Source organism: Lentzea kristufekii, assembly GCF_033949925.1.
GTDB lineage: Bacteria > Actinomycetota > Actinomycetes > Mycobacteriales > Pseudonocardiaceae > Lentzea > Lentzea kristufekii.
Window position 1 is genome coordinate 309,981 of sequence record NZ_JAXAVV010000004.1, and the last position, 24,439, is coordinate 334,419.

Below are 24,439 nucleotides of genomic sequence, written 5' to 3' on the forward strand. Positions count from 1 at the left end.
TCCTAGTGCGCGACGGCGGCGGCGCCGTGCTCGTCGACGAGAGCGCCCGTGGTGAAGCGCTCGAGGGTGAACGGCTCGTTGAACGGGTGCGGCTTGTCGTGGGCGATGGTGTGCGCGAAGCAGTCGCCGACACCGGGCGTGGCCTTGAAGCCGCCGGTTCCCCAGCCGCAGTTCAGGTACAGGCCGCCGACGGGCGTGAGGCCGACGATCGGCGAGGCGTCCGGGCTGACGTCGACGATGCCCGCCCACGTCCGCAGCAGGTGGGCTCGCGCGAAGACCGGGAACAGCTCCAGCGCCGCCGACATCTGCTGCTCGATGATGTGGAACGAACCCCTTTGCCCGTACCCGTTGTAGCTGTCGATGCCCGCGCCCATCACCAGTTCTCCCTTGTGCGCCTGGGAGACGTAGACGTGCACGGCGTTCGACATGACGACGGTCGGGTGGACGGGTTCGAGCAGTTCGGAGACGAGGGCCTGCAACGGGTGCGAGGCGAGCGGCAACCGCAGTCCGACCATCTTCGCGAGCACCGAGCTGTGCCCGGCCGCGCACAACGCGACCTTGCCGGCTGCGATGCGACCGCGTGACGTCTCGACCGCGGTGACCCGGCCTTGCGACGTCTCCAGACCGGTGACTTCACAGTTCTGGATCAGGTCGACGCCCATCGCGTGCGCCGCCCGCGCGTAGCCCCACGCCACGTAGTCGTGCTTCGCGATGCCCGCGCGCGGCTGGTAGGTCGCGCCCAGCACCGGGTAGCGGACGTCCGGCGAGGTGTTGACGATCGGGCAGATCTCCTTGACGCCGGCGGGATCCACCCACTCCGCGTCGATGCCGTTGAGCCGGTTGGCGTTGACGCGCCGGACGCTGTCGCGCACGTCCTGCAGGCTGTGCGCCAGGTTCAGCACACCGCGCTGGTCGAAGAGGATCGGGTAGCCGAGGTCGTCCTCCAGGCCCTCCCACAGCTTCAGCGAGTGCTCGTAGATGCCGGAGCTCTCGTCCCACAGGTAGTTCGACCGGATGATCGTGGTGTTGCGGGCCATGTTGCCGCCCGCGAGCCAGCCCTTCTCCAGCACCGCGACGTTCGTGATGCCGTGCACCTTCGCGAGGTAGTACGCGGTCGCGAGGCCGTGCCCTCCACCGCCGACGACCACGACGTCGTAGGAGGACTTCGGTTCCGGGTCGTCCCAGAGGAAGTCCGGGTGCTCCGGCAGGTGCGCTCCGGGCGGTTGAGCCGAGCTGGTCATGCGCGACGCCTCCAGCTGAATCATCTGGTCGACTACTGGTATATCAGTCTGTGCGTTACGGTAGGTCACATGAACGCACGGGTCAACGACGAGCCCGCCTCCGTCTCACTCACCGAGCGGGCGTACGCGGTCCTGCGAGATCGCCTGGTCATGCTGGAGATCAAGCCGGGTGAGCCCATCAACGAGGACAGGCTGCGCACCGAGCTCGGCGTCGGCCGCACCCCGATCCGCGAGGCCCTCAAGCGGCTGGAGCAGGAACGGCTCGTCGTCGCCTTCCCGCGCCGCGGCACGTTCGCCACCGACGTGAACATCTCCGACCTCTCCCACATCTCCGAGGTGCGCCGGACCCTGGAACCCCTCGCCGCGGCGGCCGCGGCCGAACGCGCCACGACGCAGGACAGGACCGCTCTCACCGAGCTGCGCTCGCGGCTCGACACGGCGGCGCCGACGGGCGACAACACGGAACTCCTGCGCACCGACGTCGGCGTGCACCGCGCGATCTACGGGTGCGTGCACAACCCGTTCCTCGAGGACACCCTGATCTCCTACGACAACCTGGCCACCCGGATCTGGTGCGTCTTCCTGCCACGACTGTCCGGAATGGCCGGTCACGTCGACGAGCACGTGCCCCTCCTCACCGCGATCGTCGAGGGCGACGCGAAGAAGGCGAGCGAACTGGCTTCACAGCACGTCGTCGGGTTCGAGCGCGCGATCCGGGCGTTGATCTGAGACCAGCGGGTCACTGCGCAGGTCCTTCACCAGCGCCACGCACGCCACGACCATGACGACCGCGAACGGTGCGGCGGCGATGATCGTGAGGTTCTGCAACCCGGTCAGGGCGGTCGCGCCTCCCCCGCCGACGAGCAGCATCACGGCAGCCACGCCACCGGTCGCCACACCCCAGAACACCACCAGCCGGCGATGCGGCTCGCCCGCCCCGCGCTGGGACAAGGTGCCCATCACCAGTGAGGCCGCGTCGGCACCGGATACGAAGAAGATCGCCACCAGCACCATCACCACCACCCCGGCCACGGCGGCGAACGGGAACTGGCCGAGCACACCGAACAGCTGCGACTCCGGGTTCGCCGCGCCCGCCAGGTCAGTGCCCTCGCGCTGCACCGAGATCGCGGTCCCGCCCATGATCGCGAACCAGACCAGGCTCACCACCGAGGGCACGAGGATCACGCCCTTGACGAACTGCTTGATCGTGCGGCCGCGGCTGATCCGGGCGATGAACATGCCGACGAACGGCGTCCACGAGATCCACCAGGCCCAGTAGAAGATCGTCCAGCCGGACAGCCACGTCTCCATGGCGTTCCCGCCGGTCCCCGCCGAGCGGGAGATCATCTCGCCCATGTCGCGGAAGTAGTCGCCGACCGCCGCGGGAATCAGGTTGAGGATGAGGATGGTCGGTCCGACGACGAACACGAAGACCGCGAGCACGGTCGCGAGCACCATGTTGATGTTCGACAACCACTGGATCCCCTTGGCCACGCCCGACACGGCCGATGCCACGAACGCCACCGTCAGCACCGCGATGATGCCGATCAGCACGCCGACACCGGGGTTCTCGCGCACGAACCCGCCCGCCTTCAGCCCGCTGCCGATCTGCAACGCGCCGAGCCCGAGCGAAGCCGCCGACCCGAACAACGTCGCGAAGATCGCCAGCACGTCGATCAGCCGTCCCAGCGGCTTCTCCGAGACCCGGTCACCGAACAAGGGGGCGAACGCGGCGCTGATGAGTTGCCTGCGGCCACGACGGAAAGTCCCGTAGGCGATCGCGAGGCCGACGACGGCGTAGATCGACCACGGGTGGATCGCCCAGTGGAACAACGACGTCGCCATCGCCACGTCGATCGCCGCGTCCGAGCCGCCTTCGACCGACCCCGGCGGCGGCTTCACGAAGTGCGCCAACGGTTCCGCGACACCGTAGAACATCAGGCCGATGCCCATGCCCGCGCTGAACATCATCGCGACCCACGAGATCGTCCGGAACTCCGGCTTCTCACCGTCCTGGCCCAGCGGAATCCGTCCGTACTTGCTGAAGGCCAGCCACAGGGCGAAGATCACGAATCCGGTCGCCGCCGTGAGGAACGCCCAGCCGGTGTTGCGGATGACCCAGCCGAGGACCGCGGTCGACACGCTGCCGAGACTGCTGGTGCCGATGACGCCCCAGCCGAGGAAGGCCGCGGCGACAACGGCGGAGACGACGAACACGACACGATCCGTGCCCGTCTTGGTGGTGGGTGAGAACTTCGGTTCGGACATGGTGTCTACCGCCTCGTCGCGGATGTGACTTCCTGGACCCAGCGGTGGAACTCCCCGATGTGGTGCTCAGAGGGGACCAGCACACCCCCGTTCGCGTAGGCCCGCGACGACATCGCGGGCTGACACCGTTCGCAGGCCTCGAAGTCCTGCTCGTTGACCCGGTGGAAGAGCTCGACGGACCGCGACACGTCCTTGCCGGTCGCGACGACGTCCTTGGCGTAGAGCCAGTCGCACTCGACGATCGTGCGGTCGGCGGACATCGGGAACATCCGGTGGATGATCACGTGGTCCGGTACGAGATTGATGAACACCTGCGGCCGCACGGTGATCGCGTAGTACCGGCGTTCCTGGTCGGAGGCGACGCCGGACAGGTTCTCGAAGCCCTCGCTTCCGTCGATCGTGAAGCCCTTGATCTCCTCGCCGAACACCGCCCCGTGCCCGACGTAGTACTGCGCGGCGTACCCGTCCGCGAACTCCGGCAGGACCTCCGTGAGCTCGGGGTGGATGGTCGCGCAGTGGTAGCACTCCATGAAGTTCTCGATGATGAGCTTCCAGTTGGCCTTGACGTCGTAGGTGATCCGGCGGCCCAGCTCCAGTTCGCTGACCTGGTAGTTGCCGATCGCGTCGAGGTTGCCCAGGCGTTCGCGCACGTCCTGCTGCACGGTCTCCTCGAACGACGCGGGCTCGTCGGCCAGCGAGATCCACGCGTAGCCGAGCCACTCGCGCAGGTGCACGGTCTTGAGCCCGTACTCGACGCGGTCGACGTCCGGCATCGACGTGAGGTTCGGCGCGGCGACCAGCTTGCCGTCCAGCCCGTAGGTCCAGGCGTGGTACGGGCACTGGAAGTTGCGCTTGACCGTGCCGGTCTCCTCGACGCACAGCTTGGCGCCGCGGTGGCGGCAGATGTTGAGGAACGCGCGCAGCGACCCGTCGCGCGAGCGGGTCACGAGGACGCTCTCGCGTCCGATCTGGACGGTCCGGAAGTTGCCCGCGTCCGGCAGGTCGGCACCGCGGACCGCGCAGAACCACATCCGCTCGAAGATGTTCTGCTGCTCCAGCGCGAAGATCGCCGGGTCGGTGTAGGTGTTGCCGGGCAACGTGGGGATCAGGCTGGACGGCAGTTCGGTCGCGGTCATGGTGGCTCCGTGAAGAGAAGTCAGAACAGGAGGAAGCGCGTCAGCGTCAGGACCGGATCCGCGTCATCTCGGGGTCGAACAGCGGTTCCGACGACACGACGGCCTGGACGCGGTCACCGAAGTACTCGATCTCCACCGCACTGCCTTCGACCGCCACTTCGGCCGGAAGCCAGGCGTAGGCGATGTTCTTGCCGATCGAGTACCCGCGAGCCGCACTGGTGACGTACCCGACCGGCACCCCACCGGCGAACACCGGTTCCGAGCCCATCACGACCTGGTAGTCGTCCTCGATCACCAGGCACGTGAGCTTGCGGGCCGCGGTCTCCTCCGACCTGCCCTCCAACGCCTTGCGGCCGTGGAAGTAGCCCTTGTTCATCCGCACCGCGAAGCCCAGCCCCGCCTCGAACGGGTCGTGCTCGGTGGTGACGTCGGCGCCCCACGAGCGGTAGCCCTTCTCCAGCCGCATGCTGGTGAACGCGCTGCGGCCGGCGGCGATGACTCCGTGCCGCTGCCCGGCCTCCCAGAGCGTGTCCCAGAGACGCCGCCCCATGTCCGCGGTGGTGTAGAGCTCCCAGCCGAGCTCACCCACGTACGACAGGCGCATGGCGGTGACCGGCACCTCGCCGATGAAGGCTTCCTGGGCCTTGAAGTAGCCCATCGCCTCGTGGGAGAAGTCGGTGCGGGTCAACGGCTGCAGGAGGTCACGGGCCAGCGGTCCCCACAGGCCGATGCAGCACGTGCCGGGGGTGATGTCGGTGATGTGCACGCCGCCGTTGGGCGGCATGCGCCTGCGCAGCCAGTCGAGGTCGAGCGGGCCGTTCGCGCCGACCTGGAACCGGTTCTCGCCGAGCCGGGCGACGGTCAGGTCGCTGCGCACTCCCCCGTCCTCGTTGAGCAGCAACGTGTAGACCACCGCGCCCGGCTTGCGGTCGAGCTGGTTCGTGGTCATGGTCTGCAGGAACGTCAACGCCTCCGGGCCGCTGACCTCCAGCCGCTTCAGCGCGGTCATGTCGAACATCGCGACCCGCTTGCGCGCGACGAGGGCCTCGGCGCCGGCGATCGGCGACCAGAACCGGGACGCCCACTCGTTGCGTTCGGGGATCTCCGCGACCTCGGGCAGTGAGGCGTTGGCCTCGTACCAGTGCGGCCGCTCCCAGCCCGACGCCTCGAGGAACACCGCGCCGAGTTCCTGCTGCCGCTCGTAGAACGGGCTGGTGCGCAACGGCCGCGGGTTCTCGGCGGGCTGCAGCGGGTGCAGGACGTCGTAGACCTCGACGAACGCCCGGCAGCTGCGTTCGTACACGTGACCGGGCGAGCGCTGGACGTCCTCGAACCGGTTGAGGTCGCAGCCGTGCAGGTCGATGCCCGGCTGCCCGTCCACCAGCCACTCGGCCATCGCCTTCGCGACACCGGCCGAGTGCGTGATCCACACGGCCTCGGCCACCCAGAACCCGTTCAGGCCGGGGTGTTCGCCGAGCAGCGGGTTGCCGTCCGGGGTGAAGGAGAACAGGCCGTTGACGCCCTCCTCGACCTTCGAGTCGGCCAGCACCGGCAGCAGGTCGACAGCGGCGTCCCAGGAGGTCTCGAAGTCCTCCGGGGTGAACGCGATCTCGGACGGCATGGTCGGTGCCACGTCGAAGTCGAGGATGTCGTCCGCCGAGATCGGCATCGGCCGGTGCCCGTAGGCGCCGATGCCGACGCGGTCGACGTGCTCGCGGAAGTACAGGTCCGCGTCCTGGTGGCGCAGCAACGGCTTCGACATCTCGGACAGCTCGGTGTTGACGCCCTTCAACGCCGGCAGCGGAGCCGTTTTCGCGTACTGGTGGGCCATCGGGACGAGCGGGATGTCGAGGTCGACCATCCTGCCGATGCGCGAACCCCACATGCCGACGCAGGACACGACGATGTCGGCCTGGAACGTGTCGTGCTCGGTGACGACGGCCTTCACGCGGCGCCCGGTGCGTTCGATGCCGGTGACCTCGTGGTGTGCCAGGAACTTCGCGCCGCGTTCCATCGCCCTGCGCGCCTGTGCCTCGGCCGCGCGCAACGGCTTCGCGAGGCCGTCGCCGGGGATGTGGAACCCGCCGAGGATCTTGGCCGGGTCGAGCAGCGGGTGCAGTCGCGCGCACTCCTCCGGGTCGCGCAGGAAGCTCTCGACGCCCCACGACGTCGCCCAGCCGTGGCGGCGCTTGATGTCCGTCCAGCGTTCCGGGGTGGTGGCGACCTCCAGGCCGCCGAGCTGCTGGAAGCACCACTGGTCGTCCATCGTCAGCGCCGTGTACTTCTCGACGGTGTACTTGGCGAACGACGTCATGGTCTTGCAGCCGGTGGTCTGGAAGACCAGGCCCGGCGCGTGGGAGCTCGACCCGCCGGTCGCGAACAGCGGTCCCTGTTCGAGCACGGTGATGTTGGTCCATCCGCGCGCGGTCAGTTCGTCGGCCAGCGCGCATCCGACGATGCCCGCGCCGATCAGCACGACTCTCGGCTGGGTCACAGGACCACCACCGAACGCAGCACGCGGCCGTGGTGCATGTCCTCGAACGCCTTCTCGACGTCGCCGAGCCCGATGGTCTCCGAGACGAACGCGCCGAGGTCCAGCCGGCCCTGCAGGTACAGGTCGATCAGCATCGGGAAGTCACGCGAAGGCAGGCAGTCGCCGTACCAGGACGACTTCACCGCGCCGCCGCGCGAGAACACGTCGATCAACGGCAGTTCCAGCAACATGTCCGGGGTCGGCACACCCACGAGCACGACGAGGCCGGCGTGGTCACGGGCGTAGAACGCCTGCTGGAACGTCTCGGGGCGGCCGACCGCGTCGATCACGACGTCGGCGCCGTTGCCCTCGGTGAGTTCCCGGATCGCCTCCACGACGTCCCGCTCGCGGGCGTTGATCGTGTGCGTGGCACCGAATCCCCGCGCCCATTCGAGTTTGGTGTCGTCGAGGTCGACGGCGATGATCGTGCGCGCCCCCGCCAGCCGGGCGCCCGCGATGGCCGCGTCACCGACGCCGCCGCAGCCCAGGACCGCCACGCTGTCACCGCGGGTGACGCCACCGGTGTTGATCGCGGCGCCGATGCCCGCCATCACGCCGCAGCCGAGCAGGCCCGCGACCTCCGCCGGTGCCTTCGGGTTCACCTTGGTGCACTGTCCCGAGTGGACGAGCGTCTTCTCCGCGAACGCGCCGATGCCCAGTGCGGGCGACAGCGGTGTGCCGTCCTCCAGCGTCATGGGCTGCGCCGCGTTGTGGGTGTTGAAGCAGTACTGCGGCCGGCCGCGCAGGCAGGAGCGGCACGAACCGCACACCGCGCGCCAGTTGAGGATCACGAAGTCGCCGGGTTCGAGGTCGGTCACGCCGTCGCCGACTGCCTCGACGACGCCCGCGGCCTCGTGCCCGAGCAGGAACGGGAACTCGTCGTTGATCCCGCCCTCCCGGTAGTGCAGATCGGTGTGGCAGACCCCGCAGGCCTGCACCTTCACCAGTGCCTCGCCGGGGCCGGGGTCCGGCACGAGGATGGTCTCGACCGAGACCCTGGCCCCACGCCCCGCAGCCACGACACCGTTCACCGCATGTGCCACTTGAGTCGCTCCTGTCAGAGGTGGGGGTAGAGGGGGTTCTTCGCCGCCAGCCGGGCGACGCGAGCGGAGAGGTCGTCCTCGTCGGAGGACGGCTGGAGGGCAGCGGCGATGATGTCGGCGACCTCGGCGAAGTCGCCGGCGGTGAAGCCGCGGGCGGCGAGCGCGGGGGTGCCGATCCGCAGGCCGGAGGTGATCATCGGCGGGCGCGGGTCGAACGGGACGGCGTTGCGGTTGACGGTGATCCCGATGCGGTGCAACCGGTCCTCGGCCTGCTTGCCGTCCAGTTCGGACTCGACGAGGTCCACGAGCACGAGGTGCACGTCGGTGCCGCCGGAAAGCACCTTCACGCCGGCTTCGGCGCAGTCGGGCCGTGTGAGGCGTTCGGCGAGGATGCGCGCGCCTTCGAGGACGCGCTGCTGGCGTTCGCGGAACTCGCCGCCCGCCGCGATCTTGAACGCGACCGCCTTGGCCGCGATGACGTGTTGCAGTGGCCCGCCCTGCTGGCCGGGGAACACCGCGGAGTCGATCTTCTTGGCCAGTTCCCTCCGGCACAGGACCACGCCACCGCGCGGGCCACCGAGCGTCTTGTGCGTCGTGGTGGTGACGATGTCGGCGAACGGCACGGGGTTCGGGTGCAGGCCCGCCGCAACGAGACCGGCGAAGTGCGCCATGTCGACCATGAGCCTGGCGCCGGCGAGGTCGGCGATGCGGCGGAACTCGGCGAAGTCGAGCTGCCGGGAGTGGGCCGACCAGCCCGCGATGATCAGCTTCGGCCGCGACTCCAGCGCGAGCCGTTCGACCTCGGCCATGTCCACGCGGCCGGACTCCCGGTCCACGTGGTAGGCCACGACGTCGTACAGCCGGCCGGAGAAGTTGATCCGCATGCCGTGCGTCAGGTGGCCGCCGTGCGCGAGGTCGAGGCCCATGATCGTGTCACCGGGCTGCAGCACCGCCGCCATCGCCGCGGCGTTGGCCTGCGCGCCGGAGTGCGGCTGGACGTTCGCGTGCTCGGCGCCGAACAACGCCTTCACCCGCTCGATCGCCAGCGCCTCGATGACGTCGACGTGCTCGCACCCGCCGTAGTAGCGGCGGCCCGGGTAGCCCTCCGCGTACTTGTTGGTCAGCACCGATCCCTGCGCCTGCAGCACGGCGACCGGCGCGAAGTTCTCGGAGGCGATCATCTCCAGCGTCGACCGCTGGCGGTGCATCTCGGCGCGGATCCCGGCGGCGACCTCCGGGTCGAGTTCGTCGAGGTCCTGGTCCAGAACCGTGGTGGTGGGAACGGAGAGCGACAACGGGCCAACCCTTCCGAGCAAGTTCCGCAATACGCAACGAGGTCCGCATTATGCAACTGCAGCGCGCATCACGGTGCGACCCGCACGAGCCGTTGTCAAGCCCTTGTCGCACGGACGGAGGCACCCGAAACGACGACGAGCCCCCGGCCGAGGCCGAGGGCTCGTCGTTCATGAACGTCTTTCACAGCACGGGATGCCCCATGCGGACGGAGAGGTCGCGCGACGCCACGCGCAGCTCCTCGACGATCTCGGGCATGCGCTTCTGCGAGAGCCGGTAGGCGGGACCGGCGGCGCTGATCGCCGCCACGACGTCGCCGCGCGAACCGAACACCGGCACCGCGACCGCGTGCAAGCCGGCCTCCAGCTCCTCCATGCAGGTGGCGAACCCGTCCTCGGCGGTGCGGCGCAGCACGCTGCGCAGCTTCACGGGATCGGTGATCGTGCGCGGAGCACAGGACTCCAGGTCGCCGGACAGCAGGCGTTCCTGCTCGGCCGGTGGCGCGGCGGCGAGCAGGACCTTGCCGCTCGAGGTGGCGTGCAACGGCGTGCGCTGGCCGATCCAGTTCTGCGCCGCCACGGCGGAGCTCCCCCGCGCCTGGCTCACGTTGAGGGCCACGTCGCTGTCGAGGATCGCGATGTTGACGGTCTCCCCGAGCCGATCCGCGAGCGCCGAGCAGACGGGGCCTCCCACCCGGACGTAGTCGAGCTGGCCGCTCACCGCTCCGGCGAACCGCAGCATGCCGAGACCGATCCGGAACGGGCCGCGTTCGCCGTCCTGTTCCACGAGCTCACGGGCCTGGAGCGTGTAAACGAGTCTGGACGCGGAGGACTTGTGCACGCCGAGCTCGGCGGCGATCTCGGTGATTCCCGCTTCCCCGTTGCGGACCAGCAGTTCCAGCACCGACACCGCCCGATCGACCGATTGCACCAGCGCCGGGTCGCGCGCCTCCCCGTTGTTGCTCATCACGCAACAGTATCCGATTGGCGCAACGCTGTGTTGCGAACGAGCACGCGGTGTTGCACGCGAGAAACGCTGGACATTTGCGCCTTGACGCGTCCGAGCACCTCCGTCATTCTGCTGTTGCGTATCGCACACCCGGTTCCGTAATACGCAACGGAGGGTTTTTGATGATCACCGCATGCGCCGTCGACGACCTGCCACCGGGCGAGTCCGTGCGGGTCGACGGCAAGCCTGCGATCGCGGTCTTCAACGCGGACGGCGAGTTCTACGCGATCGACGACACCTGCAGCCACCAGGACGCGTCCCTGTCCGAGGGCTGGCTGGAGGGGTGCTTCGTGGAATGCCCGCTGCACGCCGCGCTCTTCGACCTCCGCACCGGCATGCCGACGTGCCTGCCCGCCAAGAAGGCCGTGCGCACGTACCCGGTCGTGGTGCGGGACGGCGTGATCTACGTGGACACCGGTGGCCGCGAAGCCGTGGCGTGAGAACAGCTGCGGGCCTCTACCTAAGCGAGGTCCTCCGCCTGCAGCTCGGCCCGCGACGACACCCCGAGCTTGCGCAGCACCCGTGCCGCGTGCTGCTCGACGGTGCGCGGCGACAGGAACAGCACGTCGGCGATCTTGCGGTTGGTGTGGCCGGCGACCAGCAGCCGGGCGACCTCCTGCTCGCGTGGCGACAGCTCGTCGCCGTACCCGCGCCGCCCGCGCCGTGACGGTTTGCCGCCGCCGATGCTGCGCAGCTGGTGCCGGCACCGGGCCGCGTCACGGGTGGCGCCCAGGCCGTCGAACGTGTCCACCAGGGCCGACAGGATCTCGGCCGCCTTCTCCTGGTCGGAGGACAGCAGGCAGGCGGCTTCGCGTTCAGCGACCAGTGCGGTGAGGTAGGGCGCGGGCAGGGCCGAGTACCGGTCGGCGGCCTCGCGGAAGAGCGACATGGCGGCGTCGGCCTGGCCGCGTGCCTCGGCGAGCAGGCCACGGCACCAGGCGAGGGCGGCGAACGCCATCGGTGCGTCCCTGCCCTCGATCCCCGCCTCGATCTGCTCGATCAGCGTCTCGGCGTCGGTCTCCCGCCCGGCGGCGAGGAACGTGGCCACGGCGACCGGGCCGAGTTCGGTCGCCCACACCCACACGCCCTTCGTGCGCACGATCGCGAGGCCTCGGTCGACGTCCACGCAGGCACGGGTGATCTCGTCCTGGGCCAGCATCGTCCGAGCGAGAGCCGCGCAGCCCGCGATGGCGACCGGCACGATCGACTCCTCGGGGGCGAACGCGCCGGTCTCGGTGAGGTAGCTGGTCGCCTCCGCCCACTCACCCCGCGCCATCGCCAGCGAGCCGAGGACCAGGCACAGCTCGCTGGCCAGCGGGAACAGGTCGCGGTACTCGTCGAGCAGGCTCGACGCCCGGTCGGCGAGGCCGTCCCAGTTGCCGGTCAGCCAGTCGAGGCGGGCCCTCGTCGCGTGGGCGGTGCTCGCCGTGAACGGGGCACCGCACTCGGCGGCGAACCGCAGGCCGTCGCGCAACAGGTCGGCGCACCGGCCGAAATGACCGGTCGTGGTCATGGCGTCGGCGAGGTTGCAGTGGGCGCGGGCGAGCTGGCGCAGTTCGCCGGAGGTGGACGCGGGCCGGAAGTCCCACTCGGCCAGCACCGAGGGGTCGCCCGTGTGCATCTTGGAACCGACCTCGTTGGCGTACAACGCCATCTTCTGCTCGGGGTCGGTCGCTGCCGCTCGTGCCCGGCTGACGCGGTCGAGCCAGGGCTGGACCTCGCTCATCGGGGTCATGCCGAGGTAGGACAGTCCCAGCACGGCTTCTCCCCTCGCGGCGAGATCCGGGCACTCGGTCAGGTCGGCGACGGCCCGTTCGAGCTCGGAGCGGGCCTCCTCGACACCGCCCGCCTGGCGGATCAGCAGCACACCCCGGTAGTGCCGGACCTGCCCGCGCGCCGCCGTCGACAGGCGCCGGTCCGACAGCAGGCGTTCCAGCGCCTCGGTCGGGTCCAGCTGGTCGAGGCCCTGGTGGGCGACCTGACCGAGCTTGATCGCGAGCCGGTCGACGTCGGCCGCGGGTACGGCCGGGTCGAGCAGCAGCCGTTGCAGCAGGGCGGTGGCCGTGCCCGCGTCGCCGTTCTCGACCGCCCGGTCCGCGGCGGCCTCGCCGTAGCGCAGCCACTCGGACGTGCGCCCGGCGCGTTCGCTGTGCTCGGCGAGCTGGACGAGCGGGCGTGGTTCGACCCGGTCGAGCACCTCGGCCGCGCGGCGGTGCAGCTCCTGGCGGTCCGGTCCGCTCAACGTGTCGTAGACGGCCTGCTGGGCCAGCGCGTGCCGGAAGCCGTACCGCCGTGCGTCGACCTCGTGCAGAACATGGCCCGTCAGCGCGTGCGTCAAGGCGGCACGACTCTCACTGATCTCCGCCACCTCGCCGAGCAGTTCGGCGGACGCGGGCGCGCCCAGCACCGCCGCGGCCTCGACCAACCTCGTCGCGGCGGCGGGCAACGCGGCCAGTCGTTCGGCGATGGCGTCGCGCAGCAGGACCGGAACCTCGACGTTGTCGAGCAGCCTGCGCGCCGTGGCGCCGTCCGCGTGCACGGCACCGGCGGGATTCCGCAACGCCCGCAACGTCTCCTCGACGACGAACGGGATGCCCGCCGTGCGTTCGTGCAGCTTGGCCGCGAACTCCGCCGACACCGTCTCGCCGTCGAGGATCGCCGACGTCAGCGCCCGCACCTCGGCCACGTCGAGCGGTTCGAGTTCGAGCAACGCGCTGGTGATGCCGGTGGGCGGCCGGTACGCCGAGCCGAGCGGCACACCACCCGGCACGTCCTCGCGCCGGTAGGTGACCACGATGGACAGATTGGCCGGCGGGTCGCCCATCAGGAACCGCAGCAGCTGCCGGGACCCGTCGTCGGCCCAGTGCAGGTCCTCGACGACGAGCAGCACCGGCCCGAGCACGCTGATCAGCTCGCGCATCGCGCGGAACAGCCGGTGCCGGTCGGCCCGCGGATCACCGGTCGGGGGCAGCGGTGGTGGCAGGTACTCGGCGAGTTCCGGCAACGGTGAACCCAGCACACCCGACACCGGGCTCAGCCGGGAGTGGTTGCGCGCCAGGCGATCCGTGCAGTCGCGCAACGCCTCCAGCACCGCGCCGTACGGGAACGGCTCCCCCACCGGCTGGCAGTGGCCCATGAGGACGAAGAGCGGCCCCAGGTCGGCGTCCAGCAACTCCCGCACCAGGCGTGACTTCCCGACGCCCGCCTCGCCCTCGATCATGACCACCGCGGGCTGGCTCGGCACGGCCGCTCGCAGCGCGCCGAGCTGGTCACCCCGGCCCACCAGCACCGGCGAGCTGGTGCGCATCAGTCCGCCGGGGTCGCAGCGCCGCGCCCTGGACTTCGGTGTCCGGCTCATCCGCACCGATGTTAGGTGAAAGACGGGTATCCCTACGTAGAGATATCCGGATTGTTCGCCGTTCGGCCTCGATCGATGGTGATCGGCACGTGCCGCCCATCCCTGCAGTGGCGGCCAGAACGGAGAACCCGAGATGCGACTCGATCGCACGACACGCGTGCTCGCGGCCGCCGGCATCGGCCTGGCCGTCGCGGCAGCGGTGAGCAGCCCTGTTTCCGCTCAAACGGGCTCGATCCAGAAGAGCGACAAGCCAGTCGCGGGCAGCTACATCGTCGTCTTCAAGGACGGTGCCACCGACGTCCCGACCACCAACGCCAAGGCCCTCGACCTCGCCCGCAAGCACGGCGGCAAGGTCAGCAACACCTACGTCGCGTCGGTGCGCGGCTTCGCCGTCAAGCTGGACGAGGCGGCGGCGCGGCGGCTCGCGACCGACCCGTCGGTGGCCTACGTGCAGCAGGACGGCTGGGCGAGCATCTCCGACACCCAGACCAGCCCGACCTGGGGGCTGGACCGGATCGACCAGGCGAACCTGCCGCTGGACCAGCGCTACACCTACCCGAACACCGCCTCGAACGTGACCGCGTACGTCCTGGACACCGGGATCTACAAGGCGCACACCGAGTTCGAGGGCCGGGCCAAGGACGGCTACGACTTCATCGACAACGACGCGGACGCCTCGGACTGCCAGGGCCACGGCACGCACGTCGCCGGCACGGTCGGGTCGAAGACGTACGGCGTGGCGAAGAAGGTCAACCTGGTCGCGGTCCGCGTGCTCGACTGCTCCGGCAACGGCCAGTACTCGCAGATCATCAAGGGCATCGACTGGGTGGCCCAGAACGCGACGAAGCCCGCCGTGGCGAACATGAGCCTCGGCGGCGGCGCGGACTCCACTGTGGACAACGCGGTGAAGCGCGCGATCGCGGCGGGCGTGACGTTCGGCCTGGCTGCGGGCAACAACAACGGCAACGCCTGCAACACCTCTCCCGCCCGCGTGCCGGAGGGCATCACGGTCGCCGCCAGCGACTCGGCCGACAGGCGCTCGATCTACACCGGCGGGCAGGCCTCGAACTGGGGCTCGTGCGTCGACCTCTTCGGGCCCGGCTCGAACATCACGTCGACCAGGAACGGCGGCGGCACCACGTCCATGGGCGGCACGTCGATGGCCACCCCGCACGTCGTCGGTGCCGCCGCGCTGTACGTGTCCGCGAACCCGTCCGCAATCCCTGCCCAGGTTCGCGACGCGCTGGTGAACAACGCGACGACCGGCAAGATCACCGATCTCCAGGGCTCGCCGAACAAGCTGCTCAACATCAGCTTCATGGGCGGCGGTGGCCCCGACCCGGAGCCGTGTGCCGCGGCCACCAACGGGGACGACGTGTCCATTCCGGACAACAACACCGCGGTCACGTCGTCGGTGAACGTCACCGGCTGCACCGGCAAGGCCTCGGCCACCACCCAGGTGAAGGTCGACATCAACCACCCGTACACCGCTGACCTGGCCATCGACCTGGTCGGTCCGTCCGGTGCCGTCCACAGCCTCAAGAAGGCCAAGGGCGCCACCTCGTCGGCCGGTGTGCACGAGACCTTCACGGTCGACGCCTCGGCCGAGAACCGCAACGGCACGTGGAAGTTGCAGGTGACCGACGTCTGGACCTACGACGCCGGGAACATCGACACCTGGACCCTGACGTTCTGACGACGCCGGAAGGACTTCCCATGCACCGCACCACCTGCGGGCTCGCCGTTCTGATCGTCGCCTCCGCCCTGCTGGCCACCCCGGCACAGGCGGCTGAGGCCGACTTCGTCAAGGCCAGGAACCCCGTGGCCGGCGGCAGTTTCATCGTGTCCCTGCAGCCCGGCGCCGCCGTCCAGACGTCGTCGAGCGCTCTCACTCAGAAGTACGGCGGCACCCTCGACGCCGTGTTCTCCCGTGCCATGCGCGGCTTCCAGGTCAAGAACCTGACCGAGGCCGCGGCGCGGAGGCTGGCGGCCGACCCCGCCGTCAAGGCCGTCTACCAGGACGGCACCGCGAAGGCCCTGGACGTGCAGGACAACCCGACGTGGGGCCTGGACCGCGTGGACCAGGCCGCGCTGCCGCTGGACAAGAAGTTCACCTACCCCGGCGGCGGCGCGTCGAACGTGACGGTCTACATCACCGACACGGGCGTCAAGACGTCGATCGCCGACTTCGAGGGGCGCGCGTCCGTGGGCGCCGACTTCATCGAGGACGGCCAGAACGGTCAGGACTGCTCGGGCCACGGCACGCACGTGGCGGGCACGGTCGGCTCGAAGACCTACGGCGTGGCGAAGAAGGCCAAGCTGGTCTCGGTCCGCATGCTCGGCACGAGTTGCGGCAGCAGCGGCCCCGACTCGGCCGGTGTGAAGGCCATCGAGTGGATCACGGCGAACGCGCAGAAACCCGCCGTGGTCAACGCTTCCTGGACCTTCGACACCGCCGACATCGGCAACGACGCCATCGCCGGCATGGTCGCCTCCGGCGTGCAGATGGCCGTCGCGTCGGGCAACAGCTCGACGAACGCCTGCTCCACCGGCCCTGCCAAGATCGCGTCGCTGATCACGGTGAACGCGACCTCGTCCAACGACGCACGCGCCTCGTTCTCGAACTACGGCTCGTGCACGGACATCTTCGCCCCCGGTGACGGCATCACCTCGCTGGGGCTGAACGGCGGCGCCACGAACATGTCCGGCACGTCCATGGCCACCCCGCACGTCGCGGGTGTCGCGGCCCTGTACCTGTCGGCCACCCCGTCCGCGAGCCCACAGGCCCTGCGCGACGCGCTGGTGAACAACGCCACCGACGGCAAGGTCACCAATCCCGGTACCGGTTCGCCGAACAAGCTGCTGTACAGCGGTTTCATCGGTGGCGGTCCCGACCCGGTGTGCGGCCCCGGCACGAACGGCGACGACGTGTCCATTCCGGACACCGGCACCGCCGTCTCGTCGTCGGTCACGATCTCCGGCTGCACCGGCAACTCCACGGCCTCGGCAACCGTCAAGGTCGACATCAACCACACCTACACCGGCGATCTGGCCATCGACCTGATCAGCCCGTCCGGCAAGTCCTACGTGCTCAAGAAGGCGGGCGGTGCTTCGTCGTCGGCGGGTGTCCACGAGACCTACACCGTCGACCTGTCCGCCGAGGCGCGCAACGGCACCTGGAAGCTGCAGGTGAAGGACGTCTACACCTACGACACCGGCAACATCGACACCTGGACTCTGACGGTCTGAGTCTCGCAACGAAGTGAAGAGTCCCGGAGCCGCAAGGCGCCGGGACTCTTCCTTTCCCTGTTCCCCTGGGGGTCTAGCGGGTGACGGTCAGCGTGAACGTGGTCGTGCCGGTCTTCCCGTCGGCCGAGGTGGCCTTGATGGTGATCGGGTAGGTGCCGGGCGGGGTGGAGAAGTTCGTGAAGACCCAGACGTTGCTGCTGCCGTTCTGGCCGATCGTGGCCGGGTTGAACGACATCTGGGCACCGGTGGGCACACCGGACGCCGTCAACGTCAGGTTGCCGGTGCCGCCGGCGGCCTTCACCAGGGTCTGGGCGAGCATGCCCTGCCTGACGCTGGCCGACGACGGCGACGCGGTCACCGTGACCTCACCGGTCGGCGGTTCGCTGCCTTCGACCGTGAGCGACACCGTCGTGGTGGCGGTCTTCCCGCCCGCGTCCGTGCCCGTCACCGTGATGCTGGACGTGCCGGCGGTCGCGGTGCTGGAGACGTCCAGGGTGAGCTTGGACGAGCTGCCGGCACCCACCGACGACGGCTGGAACGTGGCCTTGACGCCGCTGGGCACGCCCGAGGCCGACAGGGTGATCGTCCGGCCGTCGCCACTCGAAGAGATCGTGGTGGAGACGTACTTCCCCTTGGCCGCCTTCACGCTGTTCGGCGAGGCTCCCAGGGTGAAGTCGCCCGGCTGCGGGTCGCCACCGCCGGTGACGGTCAGCGAGTACTTGCCGGACGCGGTCTTGCCGCTCGTCGTGGTGCCGCCGACGGTGATCTCGTAGGTGCCGTTCGGCGCCGAGGTGCTCGCCTCGAACGTGACCTTGGCCGAGTTGCCGGTGGTCACCGACGTCGGCTGGAAGACCGCCTTCACGCCGCTGGGCAGGCCGCTGGCCGACAGCGTGGCGTTCTCCGCGCCACCCGAACCGGCCGTGGTGGTGATGCCCGCGGACACCGTCCTGCCCGCGGCGACCGAACCACTGCCCGGCGCGACGGTCAGCCCGAAGTCGCCGACCGGGGGCTGCTCACCGACCTCGGTCTTGACCCAGTCGCCCATCTCGTTGTCGAGGCGGCCGTAGATCGAGTACCACTTGAAGTCCGACCGGCTCCACGACGCGACACCGTAGATCTTGCCGTCGAAGATCAGCGGGCCGCCGCTGTCACCGGGCAGGATCGAGATCCGGCCGTCGGAGTACCCGGCGCAGATCATGGTCGCCGACTTGAAGCCCGCGCCGACGCCCTGGCAGACGCTGTCCCCGTTGACGACCGGAAGGGTCGCCTTGTCGAGGGTGACGTCCTGCGAGTTGTCGTTGAAGTCCTTCTTGCCGTAGCCGAAACCGAGGCCCGTCTTGCCCGGCGCGGCACCACCGGCGTCCGCGGAGGTGGCGAACTTCGGGTACGCGGCACCGCCCTTCAACGCGATGTCGCGGTCCACGGTCACGACGGCGACGTCGTAACCCTGGTCGAAGTTGACGTACTTCGGGTGCTTCTTGTAGCTGACGACGTTCACGGCGAACCCGGTGCCGGCGCCGCCCTGGTAGTCCTTGAGGTCGTCGAGCCCGTAGACGAACTTCTTCTCCCCCTGGGCATCCGCGCAGTGCGCCGCGATCAGGATCTTGCGCGGCGCCACGACCGTGCCGGTGCAGGTCTGGCCCTCCGGCCGGGTGCCACCGGCGCGGATGCCCGCGATGATGCCGGGGAACTCGCTCACGGTGGCGTTCTGCCCGCCGACGAACATGGGCGAGGCGTCACCGAGGTTGGCGGGGACGGTGTCCCCCAGGTAGTTCGCCGCAGGGGCGTTCGGCGGTGCGGCGTTCGCGATGCTGACCGGCGTCAGCACCGTGGCCGCGACCAGGGCCAGCAGGCCCCAGGACCGTGGTGTTCTCGTCACGTTGGTTCCTCTCCGGATCTCGGAACGGCCCACCTCAGGGCAGGGACGGCGGCCGTTCGCTGCGATCACTGTCGGAGCCCCGCACGCGCGGAACAATCAGGGTCCGCATCCGTAGGGGTACGGAACTTTCACCTACCTATGGTCGTCGGAAGATCGTGATGGAGTGGCCGACCACGTCGATCGGGGCGCTCGTGTCGATCAGTGCGCGCAGCACGTCGTCGGCCTTGGCGATGGCCGTGTTGGAGACGACGAGCAGCCCGTGCACCTGGTCCGGCGGCACCTCGCGCGGGTCGGCGGCACTGATGCCGTAGTGCTCGGGCACGCCGGAGCCCTTGTAGACGAGCCACTTCCGTTCGCCGGAGTACCGCTTCAGGCGCTCGGCCAGTCTGCCCAGGTCCTGGCCCCAGTCGACGTTCGAGTCGTGCAGGTGCAGGTGGGTCTTGGACGGGCCTCCGAACACCTCGTTGGAGTACGGCAGGTAGTAGGGGAACGTCCACAGTGAACTGACTGCGGCCAGCGCGACCGCGAGTGCGGCGTAACGGCGGTGCGCGACCACCGCGGCGGCGACCGCGAGGAACATCGGCACGAAGATCGCGTACCGGACGCCGAGGTCGCGGTTGCCGGTCATCGCGAAGAGCAGCAGCACGGCGGCGGGAGCGAGGACGTACGCGGCCGCCGGGCGTTTGACCATCGCGACGGCTCCGGCCGCCCAGAGGAGCAGGGCTCCCAGCGGTGTCTTCACCAGCAACGCGGCCGGCAGGTAGTACCAGTGCGAACCCTCGTAGTGCGTGCCGAAGAGGTAGCCGCCCCAGACGCGGTTCTCGAACCCCAGCTGGACGCGCATCCCGTCGAGGTAGGGCTCGGGGAACGGCAGCAGACCGACCGGCGCGGACGGCAGGCCTGATGGCGTCTCCCAGCGCAGCAACGGGTCCACGGCGAGGTACGACGCCCACACCACGGCGACGGCGATCAGCACCATGACGAGCACGGCTTTGACGCGGGCCTGCCAGAAGGCCAGGAACAGCAGCACCGGCACCGCGGCCAGGGTGTTCATCTTGGTCGCCAGTGCCGCGCCGAGGGCAAGTCCGGCGAGCGGCAGGTAGAGCGCGGGGTCGGTGCGCGCCCGCCACAGCAGCCAGGCCGACGTGAGCAGGAACCCGGCCGCAGGAACGTCCAGCGTGGCCAGCGATCCGTGGGCGATCAGGTCGGGCGAGAACGTGTACAGCGCGAGCGCGACGAGCCCGCCGGACCTGTTCGTGATGTCGGTGGCGAACAGGAGGACGACCACGCCGAACAGCAGCGTCAGCACGATCATCGGCAACCGGGCCGCCAGCAGCAGCTCGCCGGGGTCGTTGCCCGACTCGTAGAGCAGGTGCCTGCCCAGTTCGGTCTGGTCGCCCTGGAAGCCGGCGTCGAGGCGGACGTCGGCGAACGCGAGTCCGGTCGCCATGATCAGCTTGCCCAGCGGTGGGTGCTCGGGGTTGTACCGCAGGCTGTGCTGCTGCAGCTGGACGACCGTCGCGCCGAGGTAGACGGGTTCGTCGACCGTCGGCGTCTGCCCGACCGCGGTGGTGATCATCGCGATCGCCATCTGGACCAGCAGCACGGCCGCGGCCAGCACGAACAGCCAGCGCCGCGGTGCTCTCACCGGCACCGGCGGCTGCGGCACCCCGGCGGGGCGCTGGATCGTGGCGAGCGACAAGACCGCTCGGTCCTCTCCTGTGGATGAGCCGAACCCGACACTTCCCGAAACGGGATGCCCGCCGGATCGGTTGCTCCACACCCGCCGCAGACCGTTGCGAAATGTCGTCCCGTTGCCCGCACTGCCCCTGGTGCCGCAGCGGAAAATTCGTTTCAGCGAAGCGGCGACACAGGTCTAGCCTGCGCGAATGCCGTTGGGAGACTTGGACAGGATCGCCGAGGACACCGGTTTCTCCGGCGTGGTCCAGATCGACCGCGCCGGGGAGATCGAGTTCGCGAAGGCCTACGGGCTCGCCAACCGCGCGTACGGGGTGCCCAACACCGTGGACACCAGGTTCGGCATCGCCAGCGGTGGCAAGGGGTTCACCGCGCTGACCGTGCTCTCGCTGATCCACGAGGGGAAGCTGGCGCTCGACACCACCGCCCGCTCGCTGCTCGGCGACGACCTGCCGTTGATCGCCGACGACGTGACGGTCGAGCACCTGCTCACGCACACGTCCGGCATCGGCGACTACCTCGACGAGGAGGGTGACTGGGAGGCCGACGACTACGTGATCGGCGCCGTGCACGTGCTGACCACGACGGAGGCCTTCCTGCCGTTGCTGGACGGGATTCCCACCAAGTTCAAGGCCGGTGAGCGGTTCGGGTACTGCAACGGGGGCTACGTGGTGCTGGCACTGCTGGCCGAGCGGGCCGGCGGGCAGTCCTACCACGACCTCGTCCGCTCCAGGGTGCTCCGCCCGGCGGACATGACGAGGACCGACTTCCTGCGCTCCGACGAACTGCCCGGCGACGCCGCCGTCGGTTATCTGGAGGGTCTCGACCGCTCGAACGTCTTCCACCTGCCGGTGCTGGCGACCGGTGACGGCGGCATCCACACCACGGCGGGCGACATGTCGAAGTTCTGGCGCGCGTTGTTCGCCAGTGGCGACGCGGAGCTGGTGACGAGGCCGCACCACGACGTGCCCGAGGAGTCGCTGCGCTACGGCCTCGGCTTCTGGCTGCACCAGACCAGCGACACCGTGATCCTCGCCGGGTACGACGCCGGTGCGTCGTTCAAGTCCACTCACGACCCGCACACCGGCACCACCATCACCGTCCTGTCGAACACCTCCCCCGGCGCCTGGCCGATCGCGCGGGCACTCATCCCCTGACAGCACTGTTCTGAACGGGTGACGGATGCGAACATGTGTTCGTGAGCACCCCGATCCTGCACGCCGACCTCGACGCGTTCTACGCGTCGGTCGAGCAACGGGACGATCCGAGCCTGCGCGGCCGTCCGGTGATCGTGGGCGGTGGAGTGGTGCTGGCCGCGAGCTACGAGGCCAAGGCGTTCGGCGTGCGCACGGCGATGGGCGGCGCGAGGGCACGGCGGCTGTGCCCGCACGCGATCGTCGTCCCGCCGCGGATGTCGGCCTACTCCGCCGCGAGCAAAGCGGTGTTCGAGGTGTTCCGCGGCACGACGCCGCTGGTCGAGGGCTTGTCGATCGACGAGGCGTTCCTCGACGTCGGTGGCCTGCACCGGATCGCCGGTCCGCCGGAGGTGATCGCCGCACGACTGCGGGCGGACGTGCTCGCGCAGGTCGGCCTGCCGATCACGGTCGGGGTGGCGCGGACGAAGTTCCTGGCCAAGGTCGCGAGCGGGGTCGCGAAGCCGGACGGACTGCTGGTCGTGCCCGCCGACCGCGAGCTGGAGTTCCTGCACCCGTTGCCCGTCGAACGACTGTGGGGCGTCGGCGAGGTGACGGCGGCCAAGCTGCACGCCCTGGGCCTGCGCACGGTCGGTGAGGTCGCCGGGCTCGGCGAGGCAGGGCTGGTCTCGATGCTCGGCCGGGCGGCGGGCCGGCACCTGCACGCGCTGGCGCACAACCACGACCCGCGCCCGGTCCAAACAGGACAGCGCCGCCACTCGATCGGCTCACAACGCGCGCTGGGCCGCCGGGAACGCACCCGAGACGAGCTCGACGCCATCCTCGCCTCGCTGCTCGACGGCATCTCACGGCGGCTGCGCACGGCCGAGCGCGCATGCCGGACCGTGGTGCTGCGTTTGCGGTTCGGGGATTTCACGCGAGCGACGCGTTCGCACACGTTGAGGCACCCGACAACGGAGACAGAGGTGCTGCTGGCGGCGGCGAGGGAACTGCTCGGCACCGCGACGCCGATGATCGAGAGCCGGGGCATCACGTTGCTGGGCGTCTCGCTCACCAACCTGCAGAACGACGCGCCGATGCAGCTGGCACTGCCGTTCGAGGAGCGGAAACCGGCCGCGCTGGACGCCGCGCTGGACCACGTGCGCGACCGCTTCGGGTCGGCGTCCGTGACGCGGGCGACGCTGCTCGGCCGCGATCCCGGCATCTCCGTGCCGCTGCTGCCGGACTGATCACGTGGTCCGCGCACAACACTGTGGAGTGACCGGCCGATGACCGATCACTCCACAGTGGACGTACCAGGTCTAGACGAGGCGCACGGCGCGAGCCTGCGGCCCCTTCTGCCCCTCACCGATCTCGAACTCCACGGCCTGGTCGTCGGCGATGCCGTGATGCCCGTAGTCCTGCACCTCGGACTGGTGCACGAACAGGTCCGGCCCGCCGCCCTCAGGCGCGATGAAGCCGAAGCCCTTGCTGCCGTTGAACCACTTGACAGTTCCTCGAGTCACCTGCGAGCTCCTTCGACGCTGACTGCGGTGGATGCCGGCAGGTTCGCCAGGCCGAGCATGGACAACAGATCAAGGCAGTCGCCCGCGTCACGAGCGTTCTCAGCCACTCGCTTGGCGGCCTGGCGCTGGTGCTGGATCCCGGTGGTCTCGGCGAACAGCCTCGCTTGCGCGAAGTCCTGCGCCGCGTGACGCGGCTTGCCGAACCGGGAAGACGAGGAGGGTGAAGATGGGAATTCCGGCTGCAAGCCGGTGCTCCGTTCTCCGGCCGGAGACACCGGACCGGACGGGATCGGGGACCGCAGCGGCTGGTTGCCGTCGGCTGGTACCCCAACCTGACCCACAGTAGCCCAATGACCAGCGCGAAGCACCACGAGCACCGCGTATCGTCGATCCATGCCAAAAGACGAAGGTGGACCGGCGCTCGCGCCCACGCTGTCCGAATGGCTCAAAGCACGCGAGGAAACGGCCCGCCACCTGGCCACCGGCGCCGCGCGCACGGTCGACGAGACATGGGTGCAGCGGCTCGCCGACCTGCTCGCGACCGAGAGGTCCTGGCAGGAGCAGTACACCGAACTGGTGGCTCTCGGTAGCACGGACGGCCGGTTCCCGACCTCGAACCGCTGAGCACGCGTCCTGCGCCCGCGTGCTGACGGCTGAAGTTCCGGTCCGTCATATTCTTGCGTGATCCTGTTGACATCTTGCACTCTTGAGTCGGGTCGCCGACAAAGGAGTTCGCGATGTCCCTGTCACGCCGAACACTGCTCAGCACCGCGCTCGCCGCTCCCGCGCTGGGGTTCCTGCCCACCTCCGCGCACGCGGCCAGCCCGCCCGGCGACGTCGTCGGCAAGATCACCGTCGGGTACCAGGGCTGGTTCGCCTGCCGCGGGGACAACTCCCCGATCGACGGCTGGTGGCACTGGAACGACAACTGGAGCCAGCCTCCCGCACCGCCCACCAGTTCCATCGTCGCGTGGCCGGACGTCCGCGACTACGCGCGCACGTACCCGACCGCGTTCGCCGACCTGGGCGACGGCCGGCCCGCCACGCTCTTCTCCAACCACGACCGGTAGACCG

At 69.6% G+C, this 24,439-nt stretch carries 20 protein-coding genes; 8 read left to right on the forward strand and 12 right to left on the reverse strand.

Going from position 1 to position 24,439, the window contains the following annotated elements:
• Positions 1-2 precede the first annotated feature (2 nt).
• Complete coding sequence (locus SK571_RS10680) at positions 3-1,241, reverse strand: sarcosine oxidase subunit beta family protein (RefSeq protein WP_319983868.1); 1,239 nt, start codon at positions 1,239-1,241, stop codon at positions 3-5.
• Between the two features lie 69 nt (positions 1,242-1,310).
• On the opposite strand from SK571_RS10680, the gene SK571_RS10685 reads away from it, so the two are divergent.
• Positions 1,311-1,970, forward strand: a complete 660-nt coding sequence (locus tag SK571_RS10685; protein ID WP_319983869.1) for a GntR family transcriptional regulator — start codon at positions 1,311-1,313, stop codon at positions 1,968-1,970.
• On the opposite strand, the gene SK571_RS10690 is transcribed toward SK571_RS10685, so the two are convergent.
• The 6 genes from SK571_RS10690 to SK571_RS10715 all read right to left on the reverse strand — a co-directional run bounded on the left by SK571_RS10690 (position 1,923) and on the right by SK571_RS10715 (position 10,480).
• Positions 1,923-3,509, reverse strand: coding sequence for a BCCT family transporter (locus SK571_RS10690; RefSeq protein ID WP_319983870.1), 1,587 nt, complete (start codon positions 3,507-3,509; stop codon positions 1,923-1,925). The two genes, SK571_RS10685 and SK571_RS10690, sit on opposite strands and share 48 nt — an antisense overlap.
• 5 nt (positions 3,510-3,514) lie before the next feature.
• Positions 3,515-4,645, reverse strand: a complete 1,131-nt coding sequence (locus SK571_RS10695) for an aromatic ring-hydroxylating oxygenase subunit alpha (RefSeq protein ID WP_319983871.1) — start codon at positions 4,643-4,645, stop codon at positions 3,515-3,517.
• Between the two features lie 46 nt (positions 4,646-4,691).
• Positions 4,692-7,139 (reverse strand): GcvT family protein, encoded by a 2,448-nt coding sequence (locus SK571_RS10700; RefSeq protein WP_319983872.1) that lies wholly within the window; start codon positions 7,137-7,139, stop codon positions 4,692-4,694.
• The gene (locus tag SK571_RS10705) at positions 7,136-8,221 is read right to left on the reverse strand and encodes an S-(hydroxymethyl)mycothiol dehydrogenase (protein ID WP_319983873.1); all 1,086 of its coding nucleotides are present in this window, start codon (positions 8,219-8,221) and stop codon (positions 7,136-7,138) included. Before SK571_RS10705 ends, SK571_RS10700 begins: the two co-directional genes overlap by 4 nt.
• Before the next feature lie 14 nt (positions 8,222-8,235).
• Positions 8,236-9,516, reverse strand: a complete 1,281-nt coding sequence (glyA, locus tag SK571_RS10710) for a serine hydroxymethyltransferase (RefSeq protein WP_319983874.1) — start codon at positions 9,514-9,516, stop codon at positions 8,236-8,238.
• A 181-nt stretch (positions 9,517-9,697) separates the two neighbouring features.
• Complete coding sequence (locus SK571_RS10715; protein WP_319983875.1) at positions 9,698-10,480, reverse strand: IclR family transcriptional regulator; 783 nt, start codon at positions 10,478-10,480, stop codon at positions 9,698-9,700.
• Positions 10,481-10,644: 164 nt separating this feature from the next.
• Here SK571_RS10715 and SK571_RS10720 point away from each other — a divergent pair, with 164 nt between their 5' ends.
• Positions 10,645-10,962 carry a bifunctional 3-phenylpropionate/cinnamic acid dioxygenase ferredoxin subunit gene (locus SK571_RS10720; RefSeq protein WP_319983876.1) on the forward strand — a complete coding sequence of 106 codons (318 nt, stop codon included), beginning with the start codon at positions 10,645-10,647 and terminating at the stop codon, positions 10,960-10,962.
• A gap of 20 nt (positions 10,963-10,982) precedes the next feature.
• Here SK571_RS10720 and SK571_RS10725 read toward each other — a convergent pair whose 3' ends face one another.
• The gene (locus SK571_RS10725; protein WP_319983877.1) at positions 10,983-13,880 is read right to left on the reverse strand and encodes an ATP-binding protein; all 2,898 of its coding nucleotides are present in this window, start codon (positions 13,878-13,880) and stop codon (positions 10,983-10,985) included.
• A gap of 133 nt (positions 13,881-14,013) precedes the next feature.
• Between SK571_RS10725 and SK571_RS10730 the strand changes: the two genes are divergently transcribed.
• Both SK571_RS10730 and SK571_RS10735 read left to right on the forward strand, forming a co-directional pair.
• Positions 14,014-15,576 (forward strand): S8 family peptidase, encoded by a 1,563-nt coding sequence (locus SK571_RS10730; RefSeq protein WP_319983878.1) that lies wholly within the window; start codon positions 14,014-14,016, stop codon positions 15,574-15,576.
• 20 nt (positions 15,577-15,596) lie between these two features.
• On the forward strand, positions 15,597-17,129 hold the full coding sequence (locus SK571_RS10735; protein WP_319983879.1) for a S8 family serine peptidase: 1,533 nt from the start codon (positions 15,597-15,599) through the stop codon (positions 17,127-17,129).
• A 73-nt stretch (positions 17,130-17,202) separates the two neighbouring features.
• Here SK571_RS10735 and SK571_RS10740 read toward each other — a convergent pair whose 3' ends face one another.
• Complete coding sequence (locus SK571_RS10740; protein WP_319983880.1) at positions 17,203-19,008, reverse strand: trypsin-like serine protease; 1,806 nt, start codon at positions 19,006-19,008, stop codon at positions 17,203-17,205.
• Between the two features lie 136 nt (positions 19,009-19,144).
• Positions 19,145-20,710, reverse strand: a complete 1,566-nt coding sequence (locus SK571_RS10745) for an ArnT family glycosyltransferase (protein WP_319983881.1) — start codon at positions 20,708-20,710, stop codon at positions 19,145-19,147.
• Between the two features lie 187 nt (positions 20,711-20,897).
• Between SK571_RS10745 and SK571_RS10750 the strand changes: the two genes are divergently transcribed.
• Entirely contained in the window at positions 20,898-21,863 is a 966-nt protein-coding gene (locus SK571_RS10750; protein ID WP_319983882.1) for a serine hydrolase domain-containing protein, read from the forward strand.
• 35 nt (positions 21,864-21,898) lie between these two features.
• Positions 21,899-23,089: a DNA polymerase IV gene (gene dinB, locus SK571_RS10755; RefSeq protein WP_319983883.1), complete on the forward strand. Its 1,191-nt coding sequence runs from the start codon at positions 21,899-21,901 to the stop codon at positions 23,087-23,089.
• 72 nt (positions 23,090-23,161) lie between these two features.
• Here the strand turns inward: dinB and SK571_RS10760 are convergent, their stop codons facing one another.
• Positions 23,162-23,365 carry a cold-shock protein gene (locus SK571_RS10760; protein WP_258949282.1) on the reverse strand — a complete coding sequence of 68 codons (204 nt, stop codon included), beginning with the start codon at positions 23,363-23,365 and terminating at the stop codon, positions 23,162-23,164.
• Positions 23,362-23,610, reverse strand: coding sequence for a hypothetical protein (locus SK571_RS10765; RefSeq protein WP_319983884.1), 249 nt, complete (start codon positions 23,608-23,610; stop codon positions 23,362-23,364). Before SK571_RS10765 ends, SK571_RS10760 begins: the two co-directional genes overlap by 4 nt.
• 148 nt (positions 23,611-23,758) lie before the next feature.
• Here SK571_RS10765 and SK571_RS10770 point away from each other — a divergent pair, with 148 nt between their 5' ends.
• On the forward strand, positions 23,759-23,989 hold the full coding sequence (locus tag SK571_RS10770) for a hypothetical protein (RefSeq protein WP_319983885.1): 231 nt from the start codon (positions 23,759-23,761) through the stop codon (positions 23,987-23,989).
• Positions 23,990-24,102: 113 nt separating this feature from the next.
• Positions 24,103-24,435 carry a glycoside hydrolase family 71/99 protein gene (locus tag SK571_RS10775; protein ID WP_319983886.1) on the forward strand — a complete coding sequence of 111 codons (333 nt, stop codon included), beginning with the start codon at positions 24,103-24,105 and terminating at the stop codon, positions 24,433-24,435.
• Positions 24,436-24,439 lie beyond the last annotated feature (4 nt).

What these genes read in the sequence shown, in the direction of transcription:
- SK571_RS10680 (WP_319983868.1), bottom strand. Translation starts at nt 1,241, where the DNA reads ATGACCAGCTCGGCTCAACCGCCCGGAGCGCACCTGCCGGAGCACCCG.
- SK571_RS10685 (WP_319983869.1), top strand. Translation starts at nt 1,311, where the DNA reads ATGAACGCACGGGTCAACGACGAGCCCGCCTCCGTCTCACTCACCGAG.
- SK571_RS10690 (WP_319983870.1), bottom strand. Translation starts at nt 3,509, where the DNA reads ATGTCCGAACCGAAGTTCTCACCCACCACCAAGACGGGCACGGATCGT.
- SK571_RS10695 (WP_319983871.1), bottom strand. Translation starts at nt 4,645, where the DNA reads ATGACCGCGACCGAACTGCCGTCCAGCCTGATCCCCACGTTGCCCGGC.
- SK571_RS10715 (WP_319983875.1), bottom strand. Translation starts at nt 10,480, where the DNA reads ATGAGCAACAACGGGGAGGCGCGCGACCCGGCGCTGGTGCAATCGGTC.
- SK571_RS10720 (WP_319983876.1), top strand. Translation starts at nt 10,645, where the DNA reads ATGATCACCGCATGCGCCGTCGACGACCTGCCACCGGGCGAGTCCGTG.
- SK571_RS10725 (WP_319983877.1), bottom strand. Translation starts at nt 13,880, where the DNA reads ATGAGCCGGACACCGAAGTCCAGGGCGCGGCGCTGCGACCCCGGCGGA.
- SK571_RS10730 (WP_319983878.1), top strand. Translation starts at nt 14,014, where the DNA reads ATGCGACTCGATCGCACGACACGCGTGCTCGCGGCCGCCGGCATCGGC.
- SK571_RS10735 (WP_319983879.1), top strand. Translation starts at nt 15,597, where the DNA reads ATGCACCGCACCACCTGCGGGCTCGCCGTTCTGATCGTCGCCTCCGCC.
- SK571_RS10750 (WP_319983882.1), top strand. Translation starts at nt 20,898, where the DNA reads ATGCCGTTGGGAGACTTGGACAGGATCGCCGAGGACACCGGTTTCTCC.
- SK571_RS10770 (WP_319983885.1), top strand. Translation starts at nt 23,759, where the DNA reads ATGCCAAAAGACGAAGGTGGACCGGCGCTCGCGCCCACGCTGTCCGAA.
- SK571_RS10775 (WP_319983886.1), top strand. Translation starts at nt 24,103, where the DNA reads ATGTCCCTGTCACGCCGAACACTGCTCAGCACCGCGCTCGCCGCTCCC.